The sequence below is a fragment of the Halobacteriovorax sp. GFR8 genome (assembly GCF_050955245.1).
Taxonomy (GTDB): Bacteria; Bdellovibrionota; Bacteriovoracia; order Bacteriovoracales; family Bacteriovoracaceae; genus Halobacteriovorax_A.
Genome location: NZ_JBPBLR010000002.1, coordinates 2,613,506 through 2,636,215, shown reverse-complemented (window position 1 = coordinate 2,636,215; position 22,710 = coordinate 2,613,506). Strand labels below are relative to the sequence as shown.

The following is a 22,710-nucleotide window of genomic DNA, read 5'->3' as shown; positions in this document are numbered from 1 at the left end:
TAATTATTTAAGTTTTATTCAACACCAAATTTTAGAGCACTAATTCCTGGAAGGCTGCCTTTCTCGATAAACTCAAGAGAAGCACCACCACCAGTCGAAACGTGACTCATCTTGCTTGCAAGTCCTGATTTGTTTACAGCACTTACCGAGTCTCCACCACCAACAAGAGTGTAGGCGTCTGACTCACTTAAAGCTTCAGCGATTGCAAAAGTACCCTTGGCATAATCTTCATTTTCAAAGATTCCCATTGGCCCATTCCAAAGAATCGTCTTTGCTTCACGAAGAAGAGAGCTATACTTTGCAATTGTTTGTTCTCCAATATCTAGTCCCATCTTTCCATCTGGAATACCAACTTTATCAACTGCCTCCGGCCTTCCACCAAATTCACTTGAAACAACGTGGTCAATTGGAAGAACAATTTTGTGTGCAGTACTTTGAGAGAAGATTTTCTTTGCTAGACTTACGTCTTCATCAGAGCAAAGAGAAGTTCCAACTTCATTTCCTTTTGCTTTTAGGAAAGGGTAGGCCATAGCACCACCGATTAAAAGACTCGATACACTTGAAAGTAATCTTTCAATGATCTTGATTTTATCACTTACTTTTGCACCACCAACTACTGCAACAAATGGAGTTTCAGGTCTTTGCGTAATTTTCGAAAGAGCTGCGATTTCTTTTTTCATAAGAAGGCCAGCGTAAGCATGGTTCTTAAAGAATGCGTTGATTTCATAAGTTGAAGCGTGTTTTCTGTGAGCAGCACCGAATGCATCGTTTACATAGATATCTGCGTATTCAGAAAGTTTACGGGCAAACTCGCGATCATTTTGTGTTTCTTCTTTGTGAAAACGAAGGTTTTCAAGAAGAATGATCTTGTTAGAGTTTAAAGTTAAAAGAGTTTTAATTCCTCGATCAAGACATGATTCAGTTAGCGTAACTTCTTCACCAAGTTTATCTGCAAGATATGTTGCAACTGGCTCAAGAGAGAAGTCTGGATTCACTTGTCCTTTTGGGCGACCAAGGTGAGACATCATAATTAGCTTAGATGCACCTTTGTCTAGGATTAGCTTGATCGTTTCAAGAGCATTATCAATTCTTGTTGTATCAGTAATCTCTTTAGTTTCTTTATCTAGAGGTACATTGAAATCAAAACGAACAAGAACTTTCTTGTCTTTGATTTGTGAATCATCAATGCTGTCAATAAATTGTAATGCCATAGTTTTTCCTAATTTACTTTTTAAGTATTAAAGTTGGCTACCGATGAAGCCTGCAAGATCAATTACTCTGTTAGAGAAACCAGCTTCGTTATCATACCAAGTAACAACTTTTACACTCTTCTTATCAATTACTTTTGTCAGAGGAGCGTCTACACATGAAGACTCTCTCATGCCCATAAAATCAACAGAAACTAGTGGCTCATCTTCAAATCCAAGGATACCTTTCATTGAAGTTTCACTTGCTTCTTTTAGAGCTGCGTTTACTTCTTCTTCTGTTACTTCTGTTTCTAGATTAACAGTAAGGTCAACTAGAGAAACGTTTGGTGTAGGAACGCGAATTGCGAAACCATCAAGCTTTCCTTTTAGTTCAGGAATAACAAGACCAACTGCTTTAGCTGCACCAGTTGTTGTTGGGATCATTGAAACCGCTGCTGCACGAGCACGACGAAGGTCAGAGTGTGAAGCATCTAGGATATTTTGATCACCTGTATAAGAGTGAACAGTTGTCATGTGACCATTTGTAATTCCAAACTTATCGTGAAGGACTTTAGCAACTGGAGATAGACAGTTAGTTGTACAAGATGCATTTGAAACAACTGTGTGTTTTTCAGCATCATAAGTATTCTCATTGATACCCATAACGATTGTGTTATCAACATCTTTACCTGGACAACAAAGGATAACTTTTTTAACTGTTCCAGTTACGTGCTTCATTAGAGATTTTTGGTCTTTAAAAACACCTGTTGCATCAATTACGATATCAACTTTATCTTGTGTCCAAGGAATTTCACTTGGATCTCTATACTTATGAAAAGAAATCTCTTTTCCGTTAACATGCATTTTGTGTGATTCATCGACACTTACGTCACCGTTGAAACGTCCAAATACTGAATCGTATTTAATTAGGTGAACGTAGTCATTGATATCTCCTGGTGAGTTAACTGCAACGACTTCTAAGTTTTCAATATTGCGGTTAAAGATTTCTCTAAGAACTGTACGACCAATACGGCCCATACCATTAATACCAACGCGGATCTTTCCAGACATACCTGACTCCTGTGCTTAATTATTAAAAAAAATACCCCTGTAATATGCCACAATCGAGAGAGATTGCCTACCTAAAGCACATATTTCTAAGAGGATGCGACGTTTTTGCTCACTGCCCAAAAAATAGCTGAACAAGCTATAATTTTACTAATGCAGACAAGTTCAAAAATGCCATCAAATATCATTCACTATAAATCCAAAGCGGATTATGAGAATGGAATCAAGAGTGAAGCCTCTGTGCCTGAAAAGCTTGCTAAGGATGCAACTAAAGTTGTGGAGAAAACTGCTAAGGTTGCCGAAGCTGCTGCCAAGGCATCAATATCAACAGATGCTCTTGCTATTGCTCAAGCCGGAAAGAAACTGGCCGTGGATGCCGTGACAACAATTGCTAAGTCAGCTGTTAATGCACCAGAGGAGAGTAGTGAAGTTAAGAAGATTGAGCCGGTAAAGGAATTACTACCAATTAATAAGCCTGCAATTTTCTTTTTAGAAGGACTTCATCTTTCAACTCTTAGCTCTAAAGGTGGCCTTGAAGATATCGCTAAATCTTTTAGCGATGGAGAGTTTGTAAGCTGGAATGATGAAGATAAGGTTTTTGAGGATGTTCTTAGGCGACCTAAGGATCAACCAATTATCCTAGTTGGTCACTCCCTTGGAGGTGATGCGGTCGTGAACTTGGCCAATCGACTCAATAGTGCAGAGGCCGGTTTTAGAGAGGTGAATCTTCTTGTGACTCTCGATTCGGTAGGCTTTGATAATGATATCATCCCGAAGAATGTAAAAAAGAATCTCAATTTTATGCTGGATCGCTCTTTTATTTTCAATGATGGGCCTAATGTTGCTCGTGATTTTAAGACAACAGATGTGATCAATATTTTAAGGCCAGAGGGTCACACGAAGATAGATGAAGCAGCCGATGTGCATCGCGAAATTTTTCAAGAAATTACCCAAATTTTAGATCAGAACTACTTGGCCAAGAGAAAGCAACAACTTGCGGGCCTCTATCGCGCTTTCTATGAGATGAATCAGCAAAATAACTCGTAATCCTTTCTAGTCTTTATCAACTCATTATGCTATGAAGTGTCATGCTAAAATATGTTATGATCCTTTGCGTTGTTTTCTCTAGCTCTTGCTTTGCAATTGTTGGGGGAGAAGCTGTGAGTAAAGGTGAGTATCAGAGTGTCGTGGCCCTTGTTAGACTTGGGCGTCCCTTTTGCACAGGGATAGCCCTAACTCCAATGCATATTCTTACAGCAGCTCATTGTCTTGAGAATAAAAATTTCAAATCAATTCGCGTCTATATTGGTGAAGGCAAGTCTATGACGGCCTCAACAAGAGAGAATCTTGATGCCCAATATAGCGTCACTGGAATAGAGCTACACCCGAGCTTAAAGTTTAAATACCCAAATGGGCCGCTGGCCGATCTAGCAAGTTTGAAAACAGTTGATCTTGCTGTTCTAACAGTCGATGTACCTTTGAGGATTAAAAAGTTTTACTCTCTTCTTACTGACCCAAGAGAAGTATTGGCCAAGATTATTCCAGGTGGAGTGACAACTGCTGTTGGATTTGGATACACAGGCGAAATCGGTTTCATGCCAATGGACTCAGCTCATGCCAATATTATTTATGGGCAAAAGAGGGTTGCCGATATCCCAATCTTTGAAGCATTTTTCAATGAAGTCGATATGAGAAATAAGCAAACAGATACTTGCTATATCGATAGTGGTGGACCTGTTTTTGTTGATGTTAATGGAGAAAAGAAGATCGCGGCCATTGTTTCAGCTTCTTTTGGTTTTTGTGCTGAAGGAAAGTATGCCACTTTATATTCTCTGGCCTATCACTCTGCTTGTTGGCTTAAGAAGGTAACAGGAATCTCTGATGAGTTTACTGACTTCCACTGTGGGCGAAATATTAAAATTGCGCAAGAATGCTTTGGTATCAAAAACGAAAAAGACCTCTTAAGTTGTGCCGATAAATACTCAGACGAAATCCTTCGTAGCTATCCTTAGTCATTTAAATCAATGACTTACAATCGAGTGTTATTTTATTAACCATTTATAAAGAAATATGTGAATTAAGTCACCTTAACTGCGTGTTATAATTGCGCGATGGAAACGATAAAGAAGCTTTATGAGCATAAGAAGAAGGTATGTCACGATACAGAAATAAAACCTGAGATGATTGAGGATTTTGTCGAAGAGGCCCTCAATATAATTTTACCAGGTTCTGTCAGGATGCAATTTTTAAATTATGAAGACTTCGAGTTGTATTTCAATCGTCACCTTATTAGTACAGATCAAATTTTAAATCACTTAAAGCTCGATACTGATGCTAGGGCAAAGCTTATTGAAAGTTATGGCCTAGAACTGTTAACACTTGCAGAGAAGATTGAAGTTGATGCGACAGCACTATTGGAAGGAGACCCTGCTGCAAAAAATATCTGTGAAGTTGTTCTATGCTATCCCGGGCTCTTTGCCATTGCCTCTTATCGATTGGCCCATTTCTTCTACGGGAAATCTTTAACAATCTTTCCTCGTATGATTGCAGAATACGCCCATAATAAGACAGGAATCGATATTCACCCAGGAGCTAAGATTGGGGAATCATTCTTTATTGATCATGGAACAGGGGTTGTTATTGGAGAGACTGCTATAATCGGTAATCGGGTAAAGATTTATCAAGGGGTAACCTTAGGAGCTTTATCCGTCAGTAAGGAATTAGAGAATACGAAGCGCCATCCTACAATTGAGGATGATTGCGTGATCTATGCACACGCAACAATTCTTGGAGGAAAAACTGTAATAGGTGAAGGCTCAACGATTGGTGGGAATGTCTGGCTAACACAAAGTGTGAAGAAAAAATCAATTGTTTATCATAAAAGCGAAGTTCACTTAGATGTGAAGGATCGACAATTTAGTACCGAGGAGCTTACATATGAAATTTAATAATATTTTGGACACCGTTGGAAATACACCTCTTGTTAAAATCAATCGTCTCTTTCCCGAGGCCAATAAGAAAAATATTACAATCTATGCAAAGCTTGAACGTGCAAATCCAGGTGGATCAATCAAAGATCGAATTGCTAAGAGAATGATTGAAGATGCGCAAAAGAAGGGGCTTGTGAAAGATGGAACAGTTATCGTTGAGCCTACTTCTGGAAATACTGGAGTCGGATTGGCCATGGCCTGTGCAGTTCTAGGTTATCGACTAATCATTACGATGCCTGAGAGTATGAGCTTAGAAAGAAGACGTTTAATGGCCTTATTTGGAGCTGAGTTAGTACTCACTCCCAAAGAGAAGGGAATGAAGGGAGCAATAGAGAAGGCCCAAGAGATTTGTGATCAAGAGTCTAACTCGTGGATGCCAATGCAATTTGATAACCCATCAAATGTTGATGTTCATCGAGATACAACAGCAAAAGAAATTTTAGAAGATATTGATGGTAGCATTGATTATCTTATTACTGGTGTTGGAACAGGTGGCCATATAACTGGTGTTTCAGAGGTCTTAAAAGAAAAATTTAGCTCTTTAAAAGTTATTGCGGTAGAGCCAAGTGATTCACCTGTTCTATCGGGTGGTGATCCTGGTCCTCATCCTATTCAAGGAATAGGAGCAGGATTTGTTCCTAGTGTTCTTAAGCGTGAGCTACTGGATGAAGTGGTCACAATAACAAAAGATGAAGCTTTTGAATTTGCTAGAAGTGCAGCTCGCTTAGAAGGTATTCTTTTGGGGATTTCAAGTGGAGCATCTCTCGCGGCAGTCGCTAAGAAAATAAGCGAGATGCCTGAAGGCTCAACTGTGCTAACTTTTTGCTACGACACAGGTGAGCGCTATCTATCAACTGAAGGATTATTTTAATTTAAAGAATAGATTTTCGGCGTTGCTATTGGCAACGTCGATTAATTTTTGGGCATCTATTTCTTTATGAGTTGCAATGAAGTCTGCAACACATGGAAGATAGAATGGGGCATTTTCACGTCCTCTAAAAGGAACTGGAGTAAGATACGGAGAGTCTGTTTCAAGAAGCATTTGCTCAATAGGAACGATATCTAAAACATCGCGAACATTACTAGCATTTTTAAAAGTCACAATTCCATTAAATCCAATGTGGAACCCTTCACTTAAACAAAACTCAGCAAGCTCGATACCTGAAGTAAAAGAGTGGATCACTCCTTTTCTTTTAAGTGTTGTTGAGAAGTTCTTTAAGATGGCCTTTGTGTCTTCATCCGCTTCACGTGTGTGAATCACAACAGGAAGGTCACTATCACATGCAATTTGTAATTGTTTTTCAAAAGCTTCTTTTTGGATATTTGGGTCTGAGAACTCGTAGTAGTAATCAAGTCCAATCTCGCCAACAGCAACAATCTTAGGATTTGCTAAACTATCTTCTATTTCTTGATAAGTTTCTTCTGTAATATGCTTGGCCTCATGAGGGTGAATCCCTTGAGTACCGTAGACAATTTCATTGGCCGTTAACTCTCTCACTTTTTTTAGATTGTCAGGAGAGACCGCAATAGTCACAACTTTATTAACACCATATTCTTGGCATTTTTCTAGTGTATCAATTAATTCTTGGCCTTTGAGGTAGTCGAGATGACAGTGGGTCTCGATCGGACCCACTGTATATTTAGGTATAATTCTTTCTTTTTTTTTACTCATTAGTTTTTAGCTTTATTCTCTTTTAATAGGTGATCCATAATTGCAGTATAGTCACTTAATGGCCTTACACCTTCAATTTTTACACCATTAATTAGCTGAGTTGGTGTCGATAGTACATTAAAAGAATTGGCCTGAGCGATCATATCCACAACGGCCTGCTTTGTTTCAGGCTTTGCCATACATTCAGTTACTCCAAACTCTTTTCCTTTATTGCTAATCCACTCTGCAGTTAGGTTTGATTGATTTTCAAAAATAGCATCATGAACTGATTTGAATTTTTGAGGCCCAACACAACTTGCAAGGTATGCCGCTTCACATGCTAGCTGGTGAAGAGGTCCACTCATTCCAGCATTACAATTGTGATCAAGTGGATAGAAGAAGTACTGAATATTAATCTTTCCTTCGTATTTCTTTTCAATTGTAGGAAGTACTAAGTTAAGAGCATTACACGCTGGACATTGAAAGTCTGAAAAGACTGACATTTGAATTGGCGCATCTTTAAAATCTTCTGAAGAAGAAGCTAGACGGTAAGGAGAAGCTTTCGCCGGAGTTCCTAAGTTATTTAGATTCTTAAACATTGCAACGATTTGTGCATTTCTTGCAGTCGAATTTTCAACTTTTGAATTTGTAAAACCATAAGCGACAGAACCACTGATAACCATAGAGATTGCAGCTGTTACAAAGAATTTTGCATCAAAATCACGATCCGCTTTGTATTGAAACATCATGGCCAGTCCAATCCAAGAAGCTACATAGTAAAGTGTACAGAATGGACATAGAGTTCCAAGCATTACTAAAGAGTAGATAAATAGGACAAGACATCCAATACCATTTAATAGAAGTAGAAGAAATAAACTTCCTTCGGCTCTTTTGCTATCAACCATATAAAAAAGCATAACCATGGCACCCATAACAATTCCAAAGACGGAAATTGGAACACCTGCGATATTTGATAGAGGTGAAAGAGTTGCTGCATCACATGTTAAGAATGAGTTGATATTACATGCAGAAGCAGAACCAAAACCTACAGGAAATTTAACTTGGTAGTAGTGGTTAGTTAGATAAATTGAGAGAATAAACATCGCAAGACCTGCGACAAAAAATAAAACTCTCTTGTTAAAACTTAGGCGATTTAAAAAACTATCAGTCATATTTTAATTCCTTTTTAAAATATTATAATTTCTCTTAGTTGTTTGATTTCTTCTAAAGCTATTATAATTGAGATTTTCAAATGTGCATATATTGGTAGATATGACATGTGCATTTGGAAATTTTTTTGCAATTTGTGCCCTTAATTCCATCTCTAAGTTGAACGTTAACTTGCCTTCTATCACGGCAAATGCTTGGGAGTTAGGAAAATTTTGTTTAAATTCTTCGCTTACCTCATAATTTACAGCACTTATGTGTGGACCAATAAGGATAATTTCAGGTTCAATTTTTTTAATTTCGTCGTTTAAGATAATTTGTTCAGCTAGGCCGCGCCAACCGGCATGAATATTAGCAACTCCCGATTTACCAATAATTACTATGGGTAAGCAATCAGCGGTCTTAATTGCTAGTGGACGCTCAAGTTTGAGGCCAGATATTATGGCATCAGCTTCATTATTGTTAGAAGCAGGGGTGCCGACCACAATAGAGGAGTGAATTTGCTTTACTTCATCAAAATCAAAATCAGGTCGGTCATCATATACTTCGAAGAGATAATCTGAAATTTTCTTCTGATAAAGTAGTTTTGCCAAGTCTACTCCGCTTCCGACTCAAGAAAGTCGAGGACTTCTTGAAAGATTGGTGGAGGTGGTTCTTCAAAAAATAATTTCTCTTTTGTCATCGGGTGAGTGAAGCCAAGAATTTTAGCATGTAAAAAAGGATGCTCGTAATCTTTAATAATGGCCTTAAGTCGATTATCAACTCGTAAGAGGTCATTCTTAGGCACGCCATAAAGAGGGTCCATAAGAATGGGAGCATTGAGGAGCTGACTTAGATGAACACGAATTTGATGTGTGCGTCCTGTTTCAAGCTTAAGCTCAACATGGCTTAGATTTTGGTAATATTTTAGTACTTTATAATTAGTGATTGAATTTTTACCTGTGCGAACATTAACGGCCATTTTTAAGCGATTATTTGGGTGGCGGCCGATAGTAGACTCTAGTCTTCCTTCCGGAGCAAGCTTAGTGCTTACACTGATACATTCATAGTAACGATCAATATCGTGGGCCTGAAAGAGTTTTACAAGTTCTTCGTGGCACTTTTGATTCTTCGCCACAACCATTACACCACTTGTTCCCTTATCAAGACGGTGAACAATTCCTGGACGCTTTTCATCACCAACTCCTTGAATGTCTTTACAGTGATGAAGGATTGCGTTGACAAGAGTTCCTGTATAATTTCCCGGTGCTGGGTGAGTCACCATTCCAACAGGTTTTACGACAATAGCAAGGTGCTCGTCTTCAAATAAAATTTTAAGTGGAATGTCTTCTGCTTTGGCAGTGGATTCTCTTGGGGGAGGTATGTCAATCAGAACTTCTGTGCCTACAGCAGGCATTTTCTTTAGTTCAATTTTTACATTAGAAGTAATGGAGCCTTTTTTAAAAAGCTCCTTTAAGAAACTTCGTGATTGCTCAAGTTTACTAGCGAGGACTTGATCGAGTCGAGTAAACTCATCATGGTCTTCTTGGGTGATCTTAATAATAAACTTAGAATTTTGATCACTCATGACAACTTAATTGCCTTCCTTTAAAGCCTTAATTCTTTGAAGGTATGAGTTAGCAACTAGATCAGGGTTTAACTTTAAGACTTTTGCATATTGGTAGACGAATCCTCTAACGTAAACGATAGCAGGCATCTTATCGACTTCTTCATTTTCAATATATTGTAAAAATGTTTTTGAAATCTTTGTCATATCAGACATTCGACTAACATCAACTTTTTTGTACTCGCGAACTTTCTTAAGGAATTCACCAGTATATTCACTACATTGCTCAATTTCTTTTTCAAACTCTGCGTTTTGTTCATACTCTAGGCCGTAGCGTTTCTTGGCCACAAGACGATTCATCTGGTTTGTCACTTTAATCGTATTTTCATCTTCAGGCTTTGTTGTAGTTGTTGGAATGTAGTTTGTATCATCTTCGATAACAATTCCACGTGCTTGATTGTACTTTTTTCTCTTCGTTGGATTGCTTAGAATATTATAAGCTTCCTCAATAAGCTCAAGTACTTTATGTGCCTCTTCTTCTGATAGGAGAGAGTAAATGGCCAGACTGTCACCACTGTATGCAGTTCTTGCTGCTGTATATGCTTTTTGAATCTCATCGGCCGAAGCATTAGGTGCAACTTCTAAAACCTCATAATAGTTCTTATCTTTACTCATTTATTCCTCATTAAATTAATTAAACAATTTTCTTCGTTAGATTTAAAATACGATTGATGACGTGCTCGAAATTCTTTACAAGTGCTGAATTCGGGAACTCTAGGATTAGAGGTCTCTTTTTCTTTACACTTTGCCAAACCGTTGCATCGTATTCAAGAAATCCAACGTAATCTAAGTTGATACCAAAGTACTTCTTAGAAATGATTCTCATGGCAAAACCAATATCAATGTCGGCTTGCGTTCTTGCCTGATTGATAACTAACTTTGGAGTAATGGCCTCGATTTCTCTCTTAAGTTTTAAACCTTGCGCCTCATTGATTTGCATGGCCTTTTCTATAATCTCAGATGGAGTACGATTTTCACCTACTTTTCCATTTAGAACTTTATCAATTAGTGGCCCTAGCTCTAAGAAGTCATCAACCGATTGAAGTTTACGGTGGTAAATTGACTTGATAAAACGATAAGTATTCTCAATTGAGGTTGGCTCTGGAAGAGTTACTAGAATACCTTGATCTGCTCCTAAGAAGAAATCTAAAGTATTATTTGTTGTTCCCGCTCCGAGGTCGAGAAGAATATAATCGGCATCTAATTCACGAAGATCATTCAAAACCTTTGATTTATGAGCGGCCTTAAGATTGGCCATCCCTAAATTATCCTGTGCTCCGCTGATTAGACTTAAATTCTTAAGTGGAGTAGGAGTAATTAGATCTGAAAGTTTTGTATTTGGTTTAGTGAAGTAGTCACTTAAAGTTTTAGATGGAACACTTACCCCAAGGCATGTGTGAAGGTTTGCACCTCCGAGGTCCATATCAATGGCAATAACCTTCATTCCCATTAGGGCAAGGCATATCGATAAGTTTGACGTAACCAGACTTTTCCCTACGCCACCTTTTCCGCCACCAATGGCCCAGATTTTCTTGCCATTATTTGATGCACCTAGATATTGGCCAGCATCTGCTAAATGTGAATTTGTACTATTATTCAAAATACGTCCTTGTATTACTTGCTTAACTTTCCATCATTATAGCCAAAATTAAAAAGCCTCGAAAAGGTCTTTATTTTATTTTTCTAAAATTATATATTGTTGTAATGGAAAGTATTTATAGATTCCCAAGTAAGTTTGAACCACACTTATTAAGAAAGTTAGTTCATATTTTTGCTGGATTGGGGATTGCCTCAATTTATCTTCTGTCTAATCTTGATTCTCATAAGTTTTCAATTATTGTTCTTGGAGCGAGTGCTTTATTTACATTGGTTGAAATTCTTCGTTTGAAATTTGATGGAATTAATCAAGTATTTGTAAACTCTTGTCGTGGTGTTCTAAGGGATACTGAGATTAATGGCTTTACGGGCACACCTTTTTTTCTTCTAGGTATTGGACTTTCTTTCTTTTTCTTTGATGAACAAATTGCACTTTTAGCAACAATCATTCTTTCATTAGCAGACCCTGCATCTTCATTTATTGGCATTCGTTATGGCAAAAGAAAAGTAATGCAAGATCGAACTTTTGAGGGATCGTATGCTTGTTTTCTGACGACATTTTTAATAGTAGCAATTTATGGACTTATGTATTTTCCATTGAGCTTGAAAATTATTATCTTTGCTTTCTTTACCGCTATTGCAACGGCATTTATTGAATTATTGTCGACACGAGTTGATGATAACTTCACGCTTTCATTCTTTAGTGCTTGTGCCATGGCCTTAATAAATATTTTAGTTGCCCTTGTTTAATTGGCCTGTTTAAGCTGAAGATTTTCACTAACAAATTCTTCAAAGGCCTGTGCCACGATAGGGTCTTCATGAAAGATGTGTTCATCAGTAATTAGAGAGTTTAAAATTTTAATTTTATCATTGATATTATCTTGCTCTAAGAGAAGCTGTCTTATTTGACGACTCTTGATAATAAAAGTAGCAACATAATTGATGATTTGGTCTGGCTTATTTAAAGTTTCAATAAAGTAGTCACGGTCTTGATCATTTGGAATATTAATATCAAGCCAATTATAGAGAATACTTTCAAGGCGATAGAATTCATCAATATTACTCATGACACATTCATCATCTTTCAAAATCGTTACGTTATACATCGGGTAGGGGTTAGATTGGGTTGGGTAATTAACTTGGCATTTACCTATACAGCGTACCAATACCTTTAGGGTATTTCCGTCAACTCTTTCAATCATAAGAGGTTGTCCAATACCAAAGACTTCACATGGGTATGCGAAGTAGGTTTCAAAATCTTTTTCCATGGCCAGAGAAATTCCAACGGGGTTTCCTGCGCAAGTGGCCTCTTCAAATATGTCTTGAAAAATATCATCGACAACATAAAGAGGGAGAGATGTTCCCGGAAAAAAGACAATGTTGGGAAGAGTGATTACTGGAATTTCGATACGTTCTGGGAAGTTTAAAGTCATGCTTTATCATAGCTTTTATAGGCATTTGAAGCATATTAAACCTTATTAAAAATGGTAAATCTTCTTTGCTCATGCTGGAAAGTACGATAGCATAGCACTATGATTTTAAAGCAAATTCCACATTTAGTTACCACTGTTTGGGGTGGCGAAAAGTTAAAAAAATATAAAGACCCTGAGGGGTCGTTTGATGGCCCATTAGGTGAAACGTGGGAAGTTTCAACTTTAGAAAATGGCCTTTCTCTTTGTGAAAATGGCCAAAGCCTTGAAGAAGTTCTAGAAGGCAAGATCCTTACTTATTTAATTAAATTTATCGACACAAGTAAGAACTTATCGATACAGGTTCACCCAGATAATGAATACGCTCATATCCATGAAGATGCTCTCGGAAAAGATGAGTGTTGGTATATTCTAGATGCTGAAGATGATGCTGGAATTTACCTTGGCCTAAAAGAAGGGATCACTAAAGAAAGATTACAAAAGGCCATTGAAAGTGGTGAAAACGTTAATGAGCTTCTGAATTTCATTAATGTTCAAAAGGGAGACTTTTTCAACATTCCGGCCGGCTCAATTCATGCTATTGGTGAGGGAGTTACACTTGTAGAAGTTCAACAAAACTCTGGTGTTACCTATCGCGTTTGGGACTGGAATCGTATGGGCCTTGATGGAAAACCTCGTGAGCTCCATGTAAAGAAGGCCATGGATGTAATTAACTTTAAACCAAGTGCTAATGAGTTAGAGCATTTTCAATATAAGAACCTTGATAGAAGTGGCCTGTTAACAAGTAATAACTACTTCAATGCAAGAGTGAAAGTACTTGGAGCAGGAGACGAAAGTGTCCTTTCTCTAAATGGAATTAGCTCGATTGTTGTTTTAGAAGGAACTTGTGAAATTGATGATACTGAAATTAATGAGTATGAGTCGGCAGTGGTAAAGGATATTGAGTCCGCTATCTTGAAGGCAACAACGGACTCGAAGGTTTTAGTCGTTAAACAAGTTTAGATAATATTACAACTTAGTGGGTATGTTACTTCGTGCCCATTCTTAGTTCGAATAGAAATATAAGTATTCATTTCATTTGAATTCGTCACATCATCAAAGTGAATTTGATATTTTTGTCCAGCAAGTTGGTAGTGCTTTGTTACTGAGTTTCCAACTTTATGTGTGCGTCCAATTAGGGCCTGGGCCGGTGTACGACCTTCTACTTGAATCTGATTTCCTTTTAAATTGAATTCAATATTCTTACGCATTGTAGAGCATTTAAAATTAACAGAAGCCTGAGCTGATAGTGTGAATGCTAGTGAAAATGCAATTAAGCTAAGTAGTTTCATATTCCCTCCAAGATTTAGACACTGTCTTAGATGCAGGAATAATGCCAAGTGTTTGATCGTAATATCAGTACGTTATGGTGGACTAGAAGGTAAAATGATTTTGCAATTGTCTAAGTTTTATTCGAAATCTTTTAGGTAGTACTCTGCTAGATCCTCATCTGAAACTTCTTCTTTTAAATCCTGCTTTCTGAGCTCAAGAGGAATACTACTAGAATCATCGTCATCTTTCTCATTGAATCCAAATGGGCAATGAAGGCAGCCGCTCTCACAGCAGTAACCACGACGTAAATGGAACTCTTTTGTAAAAACAGTATTACCGTCTTCGTTAATGTAGAAATCTTTTTTGGAATCGTCGTGAGAGTTAGTCATAGGCTCTAAATAAGTAAGGCCCCTAATTCAGGGGGCCTAAAGTGTGTGTGGTGTTTTGCAAAACGGTCACTCTTATATCTAATAAAATTTATTACATCAAGGAAATTTTCAAATAGATTCAGGATAATGCAACACGCATACAGATTGCGTATTGTAAGTAGCTAAAAATTAAAATACAATAAAATCTAGACTAAATTTATTAATGGTAACAAATGGAGCTGTCCTGTGACTAAACCTTGGCTTAAGCACTACCAAAATGGTGTTGCTGAAGAAATTAATCCTGAATTATATCCTTCAATTCCAGCATTATTAGATGAAAGCTTTGCAAAATTTGCAGATAAGCCATCTTTCCACTGTATGGGAAAGACTCTAACTTATAAAGAAATCGATCATTTATCTAAGAAGTTTGCTTCTTATCTTCAAAATGATCTTGGGCTTAAAAAAGGTGACCGTGTCGCTATTATGATGCCTAATATTCTTCAATACCCAGTTGCTCTTTTTGGAATCCTTCGTGCTGGTATGGTTTGTGTAAACGTAAACCCACTTTATACAGCAAGAGAGCTTGAGCATCAGTTAACTGATTCACAATCTAAAGTTATTATTATTTTTGAAAACTCTGCTTCTGTTCTTGCTGAAGTTGTAAAGAACACACCAATTGAGCATGTTCTAGTAACTCAAATTGGTGATATGCTTAAGTTTCCAAAGTCACTACTTGTAAACTTTGTTATTAAGCACGTTAAGAAGATGGTACCAAATTGGGATCTTCCTGGAGCAAAATCATTCCTTGAGGCCCTTGATAAAGGTGATGAGTCTAAATTTAAGAAACCTGAAATTAATAGTTCTGATCTAGCATTTCTTCAGTATACAGGTGGAACAACTGGTGTCTCTAAGGGCGCAGAGCTTATTCACAGAAATATTGTTGCCAACTTATTACAAGCAGGTGAATGGATTTCTCCAGTTGTAAAAGAAGGTGAAGAAATTATTATCACTCCACTTCCGCTGTACCATATCTTCTCTCTAACAGCGAACTGTTTTACGTTCTCAAAAATTGGAGCGCTAAATGTTCTAATTACAAACCCAAGAGATATCCCAGGATTTGTTAAGGAGCTTAAGAAGTGGGACTTTACAGCTCTTACAGGTGTAAACACTCTATTTAACGGATTACTAAATAACGAAGATTTTAAAACAGTAGACTTCTCTCATCTAAAGCTAACTCTTGGTGGTGGGATGGCCGTTCAACGTGCTGTAGCTGAAAGATGGAAGGAAGTAACTAAAACACCATTAATTGAAGCCTATGGTTTAACTGAAACATCTCCGGCCGCTTGTATAAACCCAATGGATCTTAAAGACTACAACGGAATGATTGGTCTTCCAGTTTCTTCAACTGAAGTTTGTATAAAAGATGATGATGGTAATACGCTAAATGCAGGTGAAGTTGGTGAGATCTGTATTAAAGGTCCACAGGTCATGAAAGGTTACTGGGGACGCCCTGAAGAAACTGCAAAAGTTATGACTGATGACGGATTCTTCAAGTCTGGTGATATCGGTGTTATGGATGAAGATGGTTTCTTTAAGATTGTTGACCGTAAAAAGGATATGATCCTTGTTTCAGGATTCAATGTTTATCCAAATGAAATCGAAGAGATTATTGTAACTCACCCTAAAGTTTTTGAGTGTGCTGCAGTTGGTGTACCACATGAGAAATCAGGTGAAATTGTAAAACTCTTTGTCGTTAAAAATGACCAATCATTAACTGAAGAAGAGTTGTTGGCGTTCTGTAAAGAAAACCTAACTGGTTATAAGAGGCCAAAAATTATCGAATTTAGAACTGAGCTTCCTAAGTCAAATGTTGGGAAGATTCTAAGAAAAGATCTAAGAGGACAATAGTCCTAAAATAATAAAGGGAGCTAATAAGCTCCCTTTTCTATAATCGTAAACTTTTTAATTGTTTAATCGTATCTAAATTATAAAGATTAATTCTCAACGTCGAATAAGCAGCATCTTTCACAACAGCATCCACGAACTCTGGCTTCGTTGCTCCTGTTAAGGCATCTGTCATTTCAGTTGGATATTTGACCTTTTTGAAAACTTCTGGATTTAGTCCGATTAATAGGTGAAGGCGGTTGATATCATCATCAGTCATTGGCCTGTGAAACTTCTTCGTTAATCCACTCTTAGACTTTAGTTTTAGAAATTCATATTTTGTATTGTAAAAGAGTGTGAAGATCACAGGCAGGCAGGCACTATTACAACCGGTCGTCGTATTCACTTCGCGGATAAATCCAAGTTTCTTTCCATTTTTGTCATAAGCAATTTGAACAGTTGTATTGATTGGGTTGTCACTAATCGTATCTGAAACACTAACTTTCTTAAGCTTTGTGACCTTTGGGAAGATCGATTGGTAAAAACTAATATTATTTGCAAAAGAAAAGGAGAATGATAAAAATAAAATAAAAAATATCTTAAACATAGGCATCCTCAATGAGATTTTTATTACTAGTGTTAATTCTATTTCATTCTATGACTTTTGCTCAAAAAGTGCAACGCGACGTTAAGGCAACGCCTAGGCTTGATGATAAGCACTTTGTCATTGTGCCGGGCCCTTCATATATGCCAAGTACTAAACTTGGACTTGATCTCATTGGAATGTATCTCTTTGATGCAAATGGCGGAAAGTATAAGGACAGTTTAAAGCTAGTTCCACCTTCAATTATTGGTGCATTTGGAAAGATTACGACAAATGGAACCGCCATGGGCGCCATTGGAGCCAAGCTTCACTTAGGTGAAGATAAATGGCGTCTTACTGGTGGGTATATTGAAGGAAATATTCTAAGTCAGATGTTTCAAGCTGACTTCGAACGCTTTCTTGATACTTCAAATAAAATTCGTGCTGTTGTCGTTAATATTAATCGAAGAGTGTGGAAGGATTTATTTATAGGTGGAGGAATTATTTGGAATGAAATTATTTTTAAGGCCGATATAAATCCTGCTAATTATGCAACAAATACTGGATTAAAGTTTAATCTATTTTACGATACTCGCGATAATACCTTTTCTCCAACAAGTGGCTTCTATTTAAATACGCGTACAAATTTCTATCGTGAGAATCTTGGTGGAGATGATAATATTACGACGCTTGAGGCGACTCTATCACACTATTTTTCTCTTGCTGGAAATTCTAACCATCTCTTTTCTTGGCTCTTTGATTCAAGTTTTAATCTAGGTGATACGAACCCAAATTATAATTATAACTATGGTTCACGTGGCCCTCGGGGATACACTGGAAAGGTTTATGAGGGTGCGAATATGATTCGTATTGAGGGTGAGTATAAGCACTATTTTGAGTCCATTATGGATGGGAAATTTGGCGTTGCTGGTTTTGCTGGTGTTGGTTTTGTTTTTGGGGGAGAATCACGAGTTGGAAATGAGATCCCATCAGATCTTTTTGAAGCTGATCCATTAGCGCATATTGGGACAGGAATTCGCTACAAGGTTCTTCCTAAGCAAAACCTTAATTCTCGTGTAGACATCGCCTACGGTCGAGAAAAAGAATTTACGATGTACTTTGCCTTGAATGAGGCAATTTGATGAAATCACATGAAGTAGACACCATGTTCACTTTTTAGACACCATGTAAAACTCTAAGTTGTAGAAATTATTGATGTTTTGTACCTACTAGTTGGCACTGTGATTGCACTATATAGGGCATGAAACTTAAAAAGCTAATCTCATTCATTATTATTTCTCTATGTTCATTCCAAATGGCGTTTGCTCAGACGATCGAAAATACAAGATCTGTGGCAAGTGTTTATGATCTGGCCGAAACTCTGGCAGAGCTAAAAGAGATTAAGAAGAATCTTCGTGGTAGCGTTTCAAGCGATCTATCTGAAGAAGAAATGGCACAAATTGCACAAGGCTTTCAAGCTCAAAGCGCTCAAGAGTCACAAGGTGAAGCTGAGTTTCAAACTGAATTCATTACTTTTCTTGATTCAATTAAGAAGAACTCATGTGGTGTTAAAGATTATCAAGAAGAGCAAAAGCAAGCAGAAGCAAAGAAAGTTACAAGAGGAGATAATCTATTCTCTAATATCGCTGCAGTTATTGCTGAAGTTGAAGTTGATGAAAAACTTAATCGTAAGCAAAATAGAAAAATCGATACTTATTCGGCCCAAGCTCTTAAGTACTTTTCAAGAGCAAAGTCACTAAAGACTAAGATTGAAGATATTATCAATAATACTAATGAAGCGTATGCAGATAAAGAAGAGCTTCTTCTGACTTACAATGATTCTATTATTAAGGGCCTATATGACATTAAGGTTATCCTTTCACCATTTAGAAATATGTCGGCCATTAACATGGATGAGATTTTACCAAAGCTTACGACAGACTTTATTGAAGAGGACACTGAGCTTTATAATTTTCTTATTCACGGTGAAATGAAAGATAAAATCTTCTTTACTGTAAATATTGATGGAAGTGATGTTGAGTTAAAACTTAATACTTTCCTAAATTCTAAAAGAGATGTTGTTACGATTAACGAATCACCGAGTGCAAAAAACTACTTACGTGCTCTTAGAATCCTAACGATTCAAATGATGGCAACTCAAATTAAAAATTATGATCTGATGATCGAGTCTAAAGAAGATAAGATCGTTATTCCAAAAAGTTGTCGTAGTGAAGTAAATGGTTCATGGCCACACCTTTTAGAGCTTAAGGTAGATGAGTCTGTTGCAAAAACATACTTAGATAACCTTATTAAGAATTCTGGACTTTCATATGATGAAGGTAATCTAGAGCTTATGAGTGTTAGAGAAGCACAGGAGCTTAACCCTCTCGCTGAGACAATGGTTGCTTCTACTTCTGTTGAAAACTTCCTAAGAGCGGCAAAAGGTAAGGAAGGGACAAACTTTTATCAAAAATTTCTTAAGGCCGGTTTTGACGAAGTTAATGCTTATAACAAATTTGTTGATATGAAGATGGGTGAAGTTGCTCAAGCTTATAAGAAGAATATTTACTCTTATGAAAGAGGATCAAGAACAAGAAAGTCAAAAGAAGTAACGACTAAGGATATCGCTCTAATTAATGATATCATTGCTGTTGTTCCAGAATCAAAAACAATTGAAGTTGATATTTATGAAGGTGATCAGAAGTATGTTGAAAATATTTATCCATCAGCGATCAATGCCTCTCCTTACTTAGCATCTAAAATGGCCCAGGCCAGAACTGAGAATTTAGAAGATATTATTAGTGACTCAATTAAAAATGAACTAAAGAACAATAAAGTTGTTATTGAGTTTCCATCTCTATACTCTCAAGAAGCTTACCGTAACTGGGGACTTAATACTCTTTATCAAAAAGCACTAGAGCTTCAAGATGAAGAACAGTTTAAAGTAGGTTCACGTCATAATAATATGCTATTTGGTTTTTGTTATAGAAATCCAGCTCAACTTTGTAAGGGACTATCAAGAAAATCAAATGTTCTTAACAGAGTTGTGAGTTATATCGATTCTTTAAAGATTGACGGAAAATTTATTCCTGTTGCTCGCCTGGATCAAACAAAGGTTAAGGAGAGTTATGTAACTCTTGCGAAGGTATTCGACTACCTTAGAACAGGACCAAAAGCTTTTCCTGAGCTTGTAACTAATGAATACGATTATTTATTAGATCAAATGCAGGCCCTTAATCCACTTGCAAAAGTGAGACTAGGGTATCTAGTAGCTCGTGAAGAGCTTCAAAATATTAGAGATGGTAGAGTTAAGACATATAAGAAAACTGCTCGTGGAATGAGAGTTGATTATAGCTATAAGTGTTTTAATAACAATATGAATGCTTATCTTGAAAACCTTGAAGAGGCCGCTGAAATTCTTAAAGTTAACCGTAGCATCAGACCTAACTTTCTAACGAGTGAGTTAAAGAAAGATGAGTATAAGAGACTATGGAATACAATCTTTGATGAGTTTAATAAAGATACAACACAAATTATGACAGCAGAGCTTAACTCTGGGAAGAAGGCGTTTGAGCTAATTGATTCACTTTCGAATAAGGTAACTATAGAGCGAAATCAAATTGAAGATGCTGCAAATGAAACAATTGAAGGACGTCTACTTTATCAAACAACAGAAGATATTAGCACTCGTCTACAAGAAGAAGATGTTGAAAAAATTGCTTTCTATAAGGAAATCCTAGCAGCTAAGTCACATACTGAAAGAGCAGCAATCTTTGATTCTCGACCAGAAAGTATTGATATCTTTGATGACTATGAGTTAGTACATAACTTTCTAAAACTAAATATGGATCTTAAGGCTCCTGTTTATAAAGAAATTTTAAAGAGATCTGCTCTTAAGCGCCAACAAGATACTTATAAGAAACTAAATAAGTTTTGCCAAATCGATGAAGACGATATTGATAGTCTTAAAGAAAACTTCTATGCAACTGTCAAGATCCAAGATCAACTTAATCAGCTTCTTGGAATTCCTGCTGTTCCAAAAGAGTTAATGGATAGAATGGATGACTGGAATAGTGACGAAAAGTGGGCAATGTTTAATGGTGTCTTTGGTTTCCTACTTGGAATGGGAGCTGTTCTAGCTGCAGGATCATGTACAATCGTTACTGGTGGTCTATGTGGCCTTGCTATCGCTGGTGCTGGTGCTGTTGGATTTGGTATGCAGGCAAATGCAATTCGTTTGGAAACTAAAGTAAAATTCCGTGCTGATAGAAGTGAAGAATATGTTGGAGAAATGGCCGATCTTGGTTTCACGGATTCAAACTCTACTGAAAATGTTGCAAGAGGGTGGATGGCCGTAGCATTTGAAGTTATTGGAACAATCTCAATGATTTCAATTCTGACAAGAAGTGTTTCGGTTGGTTCAAAAATCTTTAAAGAATCACTAAAGGCCATTGTAAAGAATCGTTCACAACTTGGAATTAAAGAAGCATTAAAGCAATCTGGAAAAGATGCTTCTGTTATCGTAAATGAATCAGAAGTTGAATTTGCAAAGCTAGTCCTTGGCCTAAAAAAATATAGTGATGTATTTAAGAAGATGCTTTCTTCTAAGTCGATGGATGATATCGCTGAGAATTTAAGAAACTTAGATTTAGATCAAGAGTTCGTCGAGAAGACTCTTAAGAAAATGGATCGTATTGAAGCTAATTATACAGCTGGGAAACTATCTCAGGCTAGTTATAATAAAGCGATTAAGAATATTGTTGCAAGTGTTGAAGAAGCAATCACACGCTCACATGGTGGAATCTATCGTTATACAAGTGATGTCGCTGTTAACCTAAATTATACTCAAGTTGACGAGGCCCTTGGAAATACTGTTTCAAAACTTTTTAACGGAAGCCCTCTTGAACTAAGACATTATATGGGAAGCTATGTGAAGAGACTTAATGCTACAAAACTAAGCAATTCTTCAAAAGCTGCACGTTCAAAATTAAGAGTGAGAAAAGCAGATCAGGGTCAATATATGACTGGAACAAATTGGATCGTTCGTGCTTGGAATGAGAATACTGCAAACTTAGCTAAGAACCGTCGTCAGTTCCTTAAAATTTATGATGAACTACAAAGACTTCCTGAAGCAGAATTAGCAGATTATATTGCTAAGAATGCAGATGTATTAACTGAGATTTTTGTGAAGATTCCTTTAAGAAAGAGAGACTTCCCTTATATGCTAATTCAAGGAGCACCTCACACTGGTGGGTTCTTTGGAAAAAGACTTCCTGTTATCTCAGCTGTTGGAGAAGGAGTATTAATGAGAAAGATCTTCACTGCACGTGCAAGACTTATCTCTGAAGTAGCTCGTCGCTCAGCTCGTGAAACTCTTGGAATGAAGAAAGTTCTTATGGCCGAGACAGTAGGTGACCTTTACCGTGGACTTGAAGTATCTGTTCTTGAGGCGCTTCCTAAGATGACGAAAAAAGAAGTTACTGAAGTTGAAACAATGATTGCGACAGTAAAAGAGAAGGCAATTTCAGGTATTATTAGAAATTTAGAAAGTGATCGCGCTACCGTTAAATTTATGAATAAGTACGGTGTGAGTTTTGATGGCCTTACTCCGGACCAAACATTTACAGAGTTAAATAGAATTCTTTATTCTCCAAATGGGACTATTGAAAACACTCTTTCTCGCTACCTATGGGCAAGTGCTGATGTTGAGGGATTATTTAAGGCACCTGAGTTTTCTGGTTTAGCTTATAAAGTTATGAGAGACACAATTGAAAAAGAAAATATTGGAAGCTTACAACGCTACCTAAATGCTCTCAAAGTTCTACAAATTAAGGACAATGGAACACTTGGTAGCGTCGAAATTTTTTAG

The 22,710-nt window shown here is 37.0% G+C and carries 21 protein-coding genes; 9 read left to right on the top strand and 12 right to left on the bottom strand.

Annotation, left to right across the window (positions count from 1 at the left end; translation table 11 throughout):
• Positions 1-14: 14 nt before the first annotated feature.
• Entirely contained in the window at positions 15-1,211 is a 1,197-nt protein-coding gene (locus tag ACRXC1_RS13195) for a phosphoglycerate kinase (RefSeq protein WP_392910237.1), read from the bottom strand.
• 27 nt (positions 1,212-1,238) lie between these two features.
• Complete coding sequence (gene gap, locus ACRXC1_RS13190; RefSeq protein ID WP_392910236.1) at positions 1,239-2,258, bottom strand: type I glyceraldehyde-3-phosphate dehydrogenase; 1,020 nt, start codon at positions 2,256-2,258, stop codon at positions 1,239-1,241.
• Positions 2,259-2,408: 150 nt separating this feature from the next.
• On the opposite strand from gap, the gene ACRXC1_RS13185 reads away from it, so the two are divergent.
• From ACRXC1_RS13185 to cysK, 4 genes are all read left to right on the top strand, one after another.
• A complete protein-coding gene (locus ACRXC1_RS13185) occupies positions 2,409-3,302 on the top strand; it encodes a hypothetical protein (protein ID WP_433659483.1) in 894 nt (297 codons plus the stop codon).
• A 41-nt stretch (positions 3,303-3,343) separates the two neighbouring features.
• Entirely contained in the window at positions 3,344-4,267 is a 924-nt protein-coding gene (locus tag ACRXC1_RS13180) for a S1 family peptidase (RefSeq protein ID WP_433659481.1), read from the top strand.
• Between the two features lie 99 nt (positions 4,268-4,366).
• Positions 4,367-5,203, top strand: a complete 837-nt coding sequence (gene epsC / locus ACRXC1_RS13175; RefSeq protein ID WP_433659479.1) for a serine O-acetyltransferase EpsC — start codon at positions 4,367-4,369, stop codon at positions 5,201-5,203.
• Entirely contained in the window at positions 5,193-6,116 is a 924-nt protein-coding gene (gene cysK / locus ACRXC1_RS13170; protein ID WP_433659477.1) for a cysteine synthase A, read from the top strand. The genes epsC and cysK overlap by 11 nt, the downstream gene beginning before the upstream one ends.
• Here cysK and ACRXC1_RS13165 read toward each other — a convergent pair.
• The 6 genes from ACRXC1_RS13165 to ACRXC1_RS13140 are packed head-to-tail and all read right to left on the bottom strand — an operon-like array spanning position 6,108 to position 11,269.
• Positions 6,108-6,917, bottom strand: a complete 810-nt coding sequence (locus ACRXC1_RS13165) for a TatD family hydrolase (protein WP_433659475.1) — start codon at positions 6,915-6,917, stop codon at positions 6,108-6,110. The two genes, cysK and ACRXC1_RS13165, sit on opposite strands and share 9 nt — an antisense overlap.
• On the bottom strand, positions 6,917-8,068 hold the full coding sequence (locus ACRXC1_RS13160) for a vitamin K epoxide reductase family protein (protein WP_433659473.1): 1,152 nt from the start codon (positions 8,066-8,068) through the stop codon (positions 6,917-6,919). Before ACRXC1_RS13160 ends, ACRXC1_RS13165 begins: the two co-directional genes overlap by 1 nt.
• 3 nt (positions 8,069-8,071) lie before the next feature.
• Entirely contained in the window at positions 8,072-8,656 is a 585-nt protein-coding gene (locus ACRXC1_RS13155) for a polyphenol oxidase family protein (protein WP_433659471.1), read from the bottom strand.
• A gap of 2 nt (positions 8,657-8,658) precedes the next feature.
• The gene (locus tag ACRXC1_RS13150; RefSeq protein ID WP_392910222.1) at positions 8,659-9,630 is read right to left on the bottom strand and encodes an RluA family pseudouridine synthase; all 972 of its coding nucleotides are present in this window, start codon (positions 9,628-9,630) and stop codon (positions 8,659-8,661) included.
• A gap of 6 nt (positions 9,631-9,636) precedes the next feature.
• Positions 9,637-10,284, bottom strand: a complete 648-nt coding sequence (locus tag ACRXC1_RS13145; protein ID WP_433659469.1) for a helix-turn-helix domain-containing protein — start codon at positions 10,282-10,284, stop codon at positions 9,637-9,639.
• A 19-nt stretch (positions 10,285-10,303) separates the two neighbouring features.
• Positions 10,304-11,269, bottom strand: a complete 966-nt coding sequence (locus ACRXC1_RS13140; protein ID WP_021268144.1) for a P-loop NTPase — start codon at positions 11,267-11,269, stop codon at positions 10,304-10,306.
• A gap of 104 nt (positions 11,270-11,373) precedes the next feature.
• Between ACRXC1_RS13140 and ACRXC1_RS13135 the strand changes: the two genes are divergently transcribed.
• Positions 11,374-12,015, top strand: a complete 642-nt coding sequence (locus tag ACRXC1_RS13135) for a diacylglycerol/polyprenol kinase family protein (protein ID WP_433659467.1) — start codon at positions 11,374-11,376, stop codon at positions 12,013-12,015.
• On the opposite strand, the gene ACRXC1_RS13130 is transcribed toward ACRXC1_RS13135, so the two are convergent.
• A complete protein-coding gene (locus ACRXC1_RS13130) occupies positions 12,012-12,698 on the bottom strand; it encodes an LON peptidase substrate-binding domain-containing protein (protein WP_433659465.1) in 687 nt (228 codons plus the stop codon). The two genes, ACRXC1_RS13135 and ACRXC1_RS13130, sit on opposite strands and share 4 nt — an antisense overlap.
• A gap of 99 nt (positions 12,699-12,797) precedes the next feature.
• Here ACRXC1_RS13130 and ACRXC1_RS13125 point away from each other — a divergent pair, with 99 nt between their 5' ends.
• On the top strand, positions 12,798-13,697 hold the full coding sequence (locus ACRXC1_RS13125; protein WP_433659463.1) for a class I mannose-6-phosphate isomerase: 900 nt from the start codon (positions 12,798-12,800) through the stop codon (positions 13,695-13,697).
• On the opposite strand, the gene ACRXC1_RS13120 is transcribed toward ACRXC1_RS13125, so the two are convergent.
• A complete protein-coding gene (locus ACRXC1_RS13120; protein ID WP_392910210.1) occupies positions 13,694-14,026 on the bottom strand; it encodes a hypothetical protein in 333 nt (110 codons plus the stop codon). The two genes, ACRXC1_RS13125 and ACRXC1_RS13120, sit on opposite strands and share 4 nt — an antisense overlap.
• 117 nt (positions 14,027-14,143) lie before the next feature.
• On the bottom strand, positions 14,144-14,395 hold the full coding sequence (locus ACRXC1_RS13115) for a DUF5522 domain-containing protein (RefSeq protein ID WP_393060710.1): 252 nt from the start codon (positions 14,393-14,395) through the stop codon (positions 14,144-14,146).
• A 225-nt stretch (positions 14,396-14,620) separates the two neighbouring features.
• Here ACRXC1_RS13115 and ACRXC1_RS13110 point away from each other — a divergent pair, with 225 nt between their 5' ends.
• The gene (locus tag ACRXC1_RS13110; RefSeq protein ID WP_433659460.1) at positions 14,621-16,282 is read left to right on the top strand and encodes a long-chain-fatty-acid--CoA ligase; all 1,662 of its coding nucleotides are present in this window, start codon (positions 14,621-14,623) and stop codon (positions 16,280-16,282) included.
• A gap of 37 nt (positions 16,283-16,319) precedes the next feature.
• Here the strand turns inward: ACRXC1_RS13110 and ACRXC1_RS13105 are convergent, their stop codons facing one another.
• Positions 16,320-16,865 carry a hypothetical protein gene (locus ACRXC1_RS13105; protein ID WP_433659458.1) on the bottom strand — a complete coding sequence of 182 codons (546 nt, stop codon included), beginning with the start codon at positions 16,863-16,865 and terminating at the stop codon, positions 16,320-16,322.
• Positions 16,866-16,876: 11 nt separating this feature from the next.
• Between ACRXC1_RS13105 and ACRXC1_RS13100 the strand changes: the two genes are divergently transcribed.
• Both ACRXC1_RS13100 and ACRXC1_RS13095 read left to right on the top strand, forming a co-directional pair.
• Positions 16,877-17,983, top strand: a complete 1,107-nt coding sequence (locus tag ACRXC1_RS13100) for a BamA/TamA family outer membrane protein (RefSeq protein ID WP_433659456.1) — start codon at positions 16,877-16,879, stop codon at positions 17,981-17,983.
• Between the two features lie 119 nt (positions 17,984-18,102).
• On the top strand, positions 18,103-22,710 hold the full coding sequence (locus ACRXC1_RS13095; RefSeq protein ID WP_433659454.1) for a hypothetical protein: 4,608 nt from the start codon (positions 18,103-18,105) through the stop codon (positions 22,708-22,710).

What these genes read in the sequence shown, in the direction of transcription:
- ACRXC1_RS13195 (WP_392910237.1), bottom strand. Translation starts at nt 1,211, where the DNA reads ATGGCATTACAATTTATTGACAGCATTGATGATTCACAAATCAAAGAC.
- gap (WP_392910236.1), bottom strand. Translation starts at nt 2,258, where the DNA reads ATGTCTGGAAAGATCCGCGTTGGTATTAATGGTATGGGCCGTATTGGT.
- ACRXC1_RS13185 (WP_433659483.1), top strand. Translation starts at nt 2,409, where the DNA reads ATGCAGACAAGTTCAAAAATGCCATCAAATATCATTCACTATAAATCC.
- ACRXC1_RS13180 (WP_433659481.1), top strand. Translation starts at nt 3,344, where the DNA reads ATGCTAAAATATGTTATGATCCTTTGCGTTGTTTTCTCTAGCTCTTGC.
- epsC (WP_433659479.1), top strand. Translation starts at nt 4,367, where the DNA reads ATGGAAACGATAAAGAAGCTTTATGAGCATAAGAAGAAGGTATGTCAC.
- cysK (WP_433659477.1), top strand. Translation starts at nt 5,193, where the DNA reads ATGAAATTTAATAATATTTTGGACACCGTTGGAAATACACCTCTTGTT.
- ACRXC1_RS13165 (WP_433659475.1), bottom strand. Translation starts at nt 6,917, where the DNA reads ATGAGTAAAAAAAAAGAAAGAATTATACCTAAATATACAGTGGGTCCG.
- ACRXC1_RS13160 (WP_433659473.1), bottom strand. Translation starts at nt 8,068, where the DNA reads ATGACTGATAGTTTTTTAAATCGCCTAAGTTTTAACAAGAGAGTTTTA.
- ACRXC1_RS13150 (WP_392910222.1), bottom strand. Translation starts at nt 9,630, where the DNA reads ATGAGTGATCAAAATTCTAAGTTTATTATTAAGATCACCCAAGAAGAC.
- ACRXC1_RS13145 (WP_433659469.1), bottom strand. Translation starts at nt 10,284, where the DNA reads ATGAGTAAAGATAAGAACTATTATGAGGTTTTAGAAGTTGCACCTAAT.
- ACRXC1_RS13135 (WP_433659467.1), top strand. Translation starts at nt 11,374, where the DNA reads ATGGAAAGTATTTATAGATTCCCAAGTAAGTTTGAACCACACTTATTA.
- ACRXC1_RS13130 (WP_433659465.1), bottom strand. Translation starts at nt 12,698, where the DNA reads ATGACTTTAAACTTCCCAGAACGTATCGAAATTCCAGTAATCACTCTT.
- ACRXC1_RS13125 (WP_433659463.1), top strand. Translation starts at nt 12,798, where the DNA reads ATGATTTTAAAGCAAATTCCACATTTAGTTACCACTGTTTGGGGTGGC.
- ACRXC1_RS13120 (WP_392910210.1), bottom strand. Translation starts at nt 14,026, where the DNA reads ATGAAACTACTTAGCTTAATTGCATTTTCACTAGCATTCACACTATCA.
- ACRXC1_RS13115 (WP_393060710.1), bottom strand. Translation starts at nt 14,395, where the DNA reads ATGACTAACTCTCACGACGATTCCAAAAAAGATTTCTACATTAACGAA.
- ACRXC1_RS13105 (WP_433659458.1), bottom strand. Translation starts at nt 16,865, where the DNA reads ATGTTTAAGATATTTTTTATTTTATTTTTATCATTCTCCTTTTCTTTT.
- ACRXC1_RS13100 (WP_433659456.1), top strand. Translation starts at nt 16,877, where the DNA reads ATGAGATTTTTATTACTAGTGTTAATTCTATTTCATTCTATGACTTTT.
- ACRXC1_RS13095 (WP_433659454.1), top strand. Translation starts at nt 18,103, where the DNA reads ATGAAACTTAAAAAGCTAATCTCATTCATTATTATTTCTCTATGTTCA.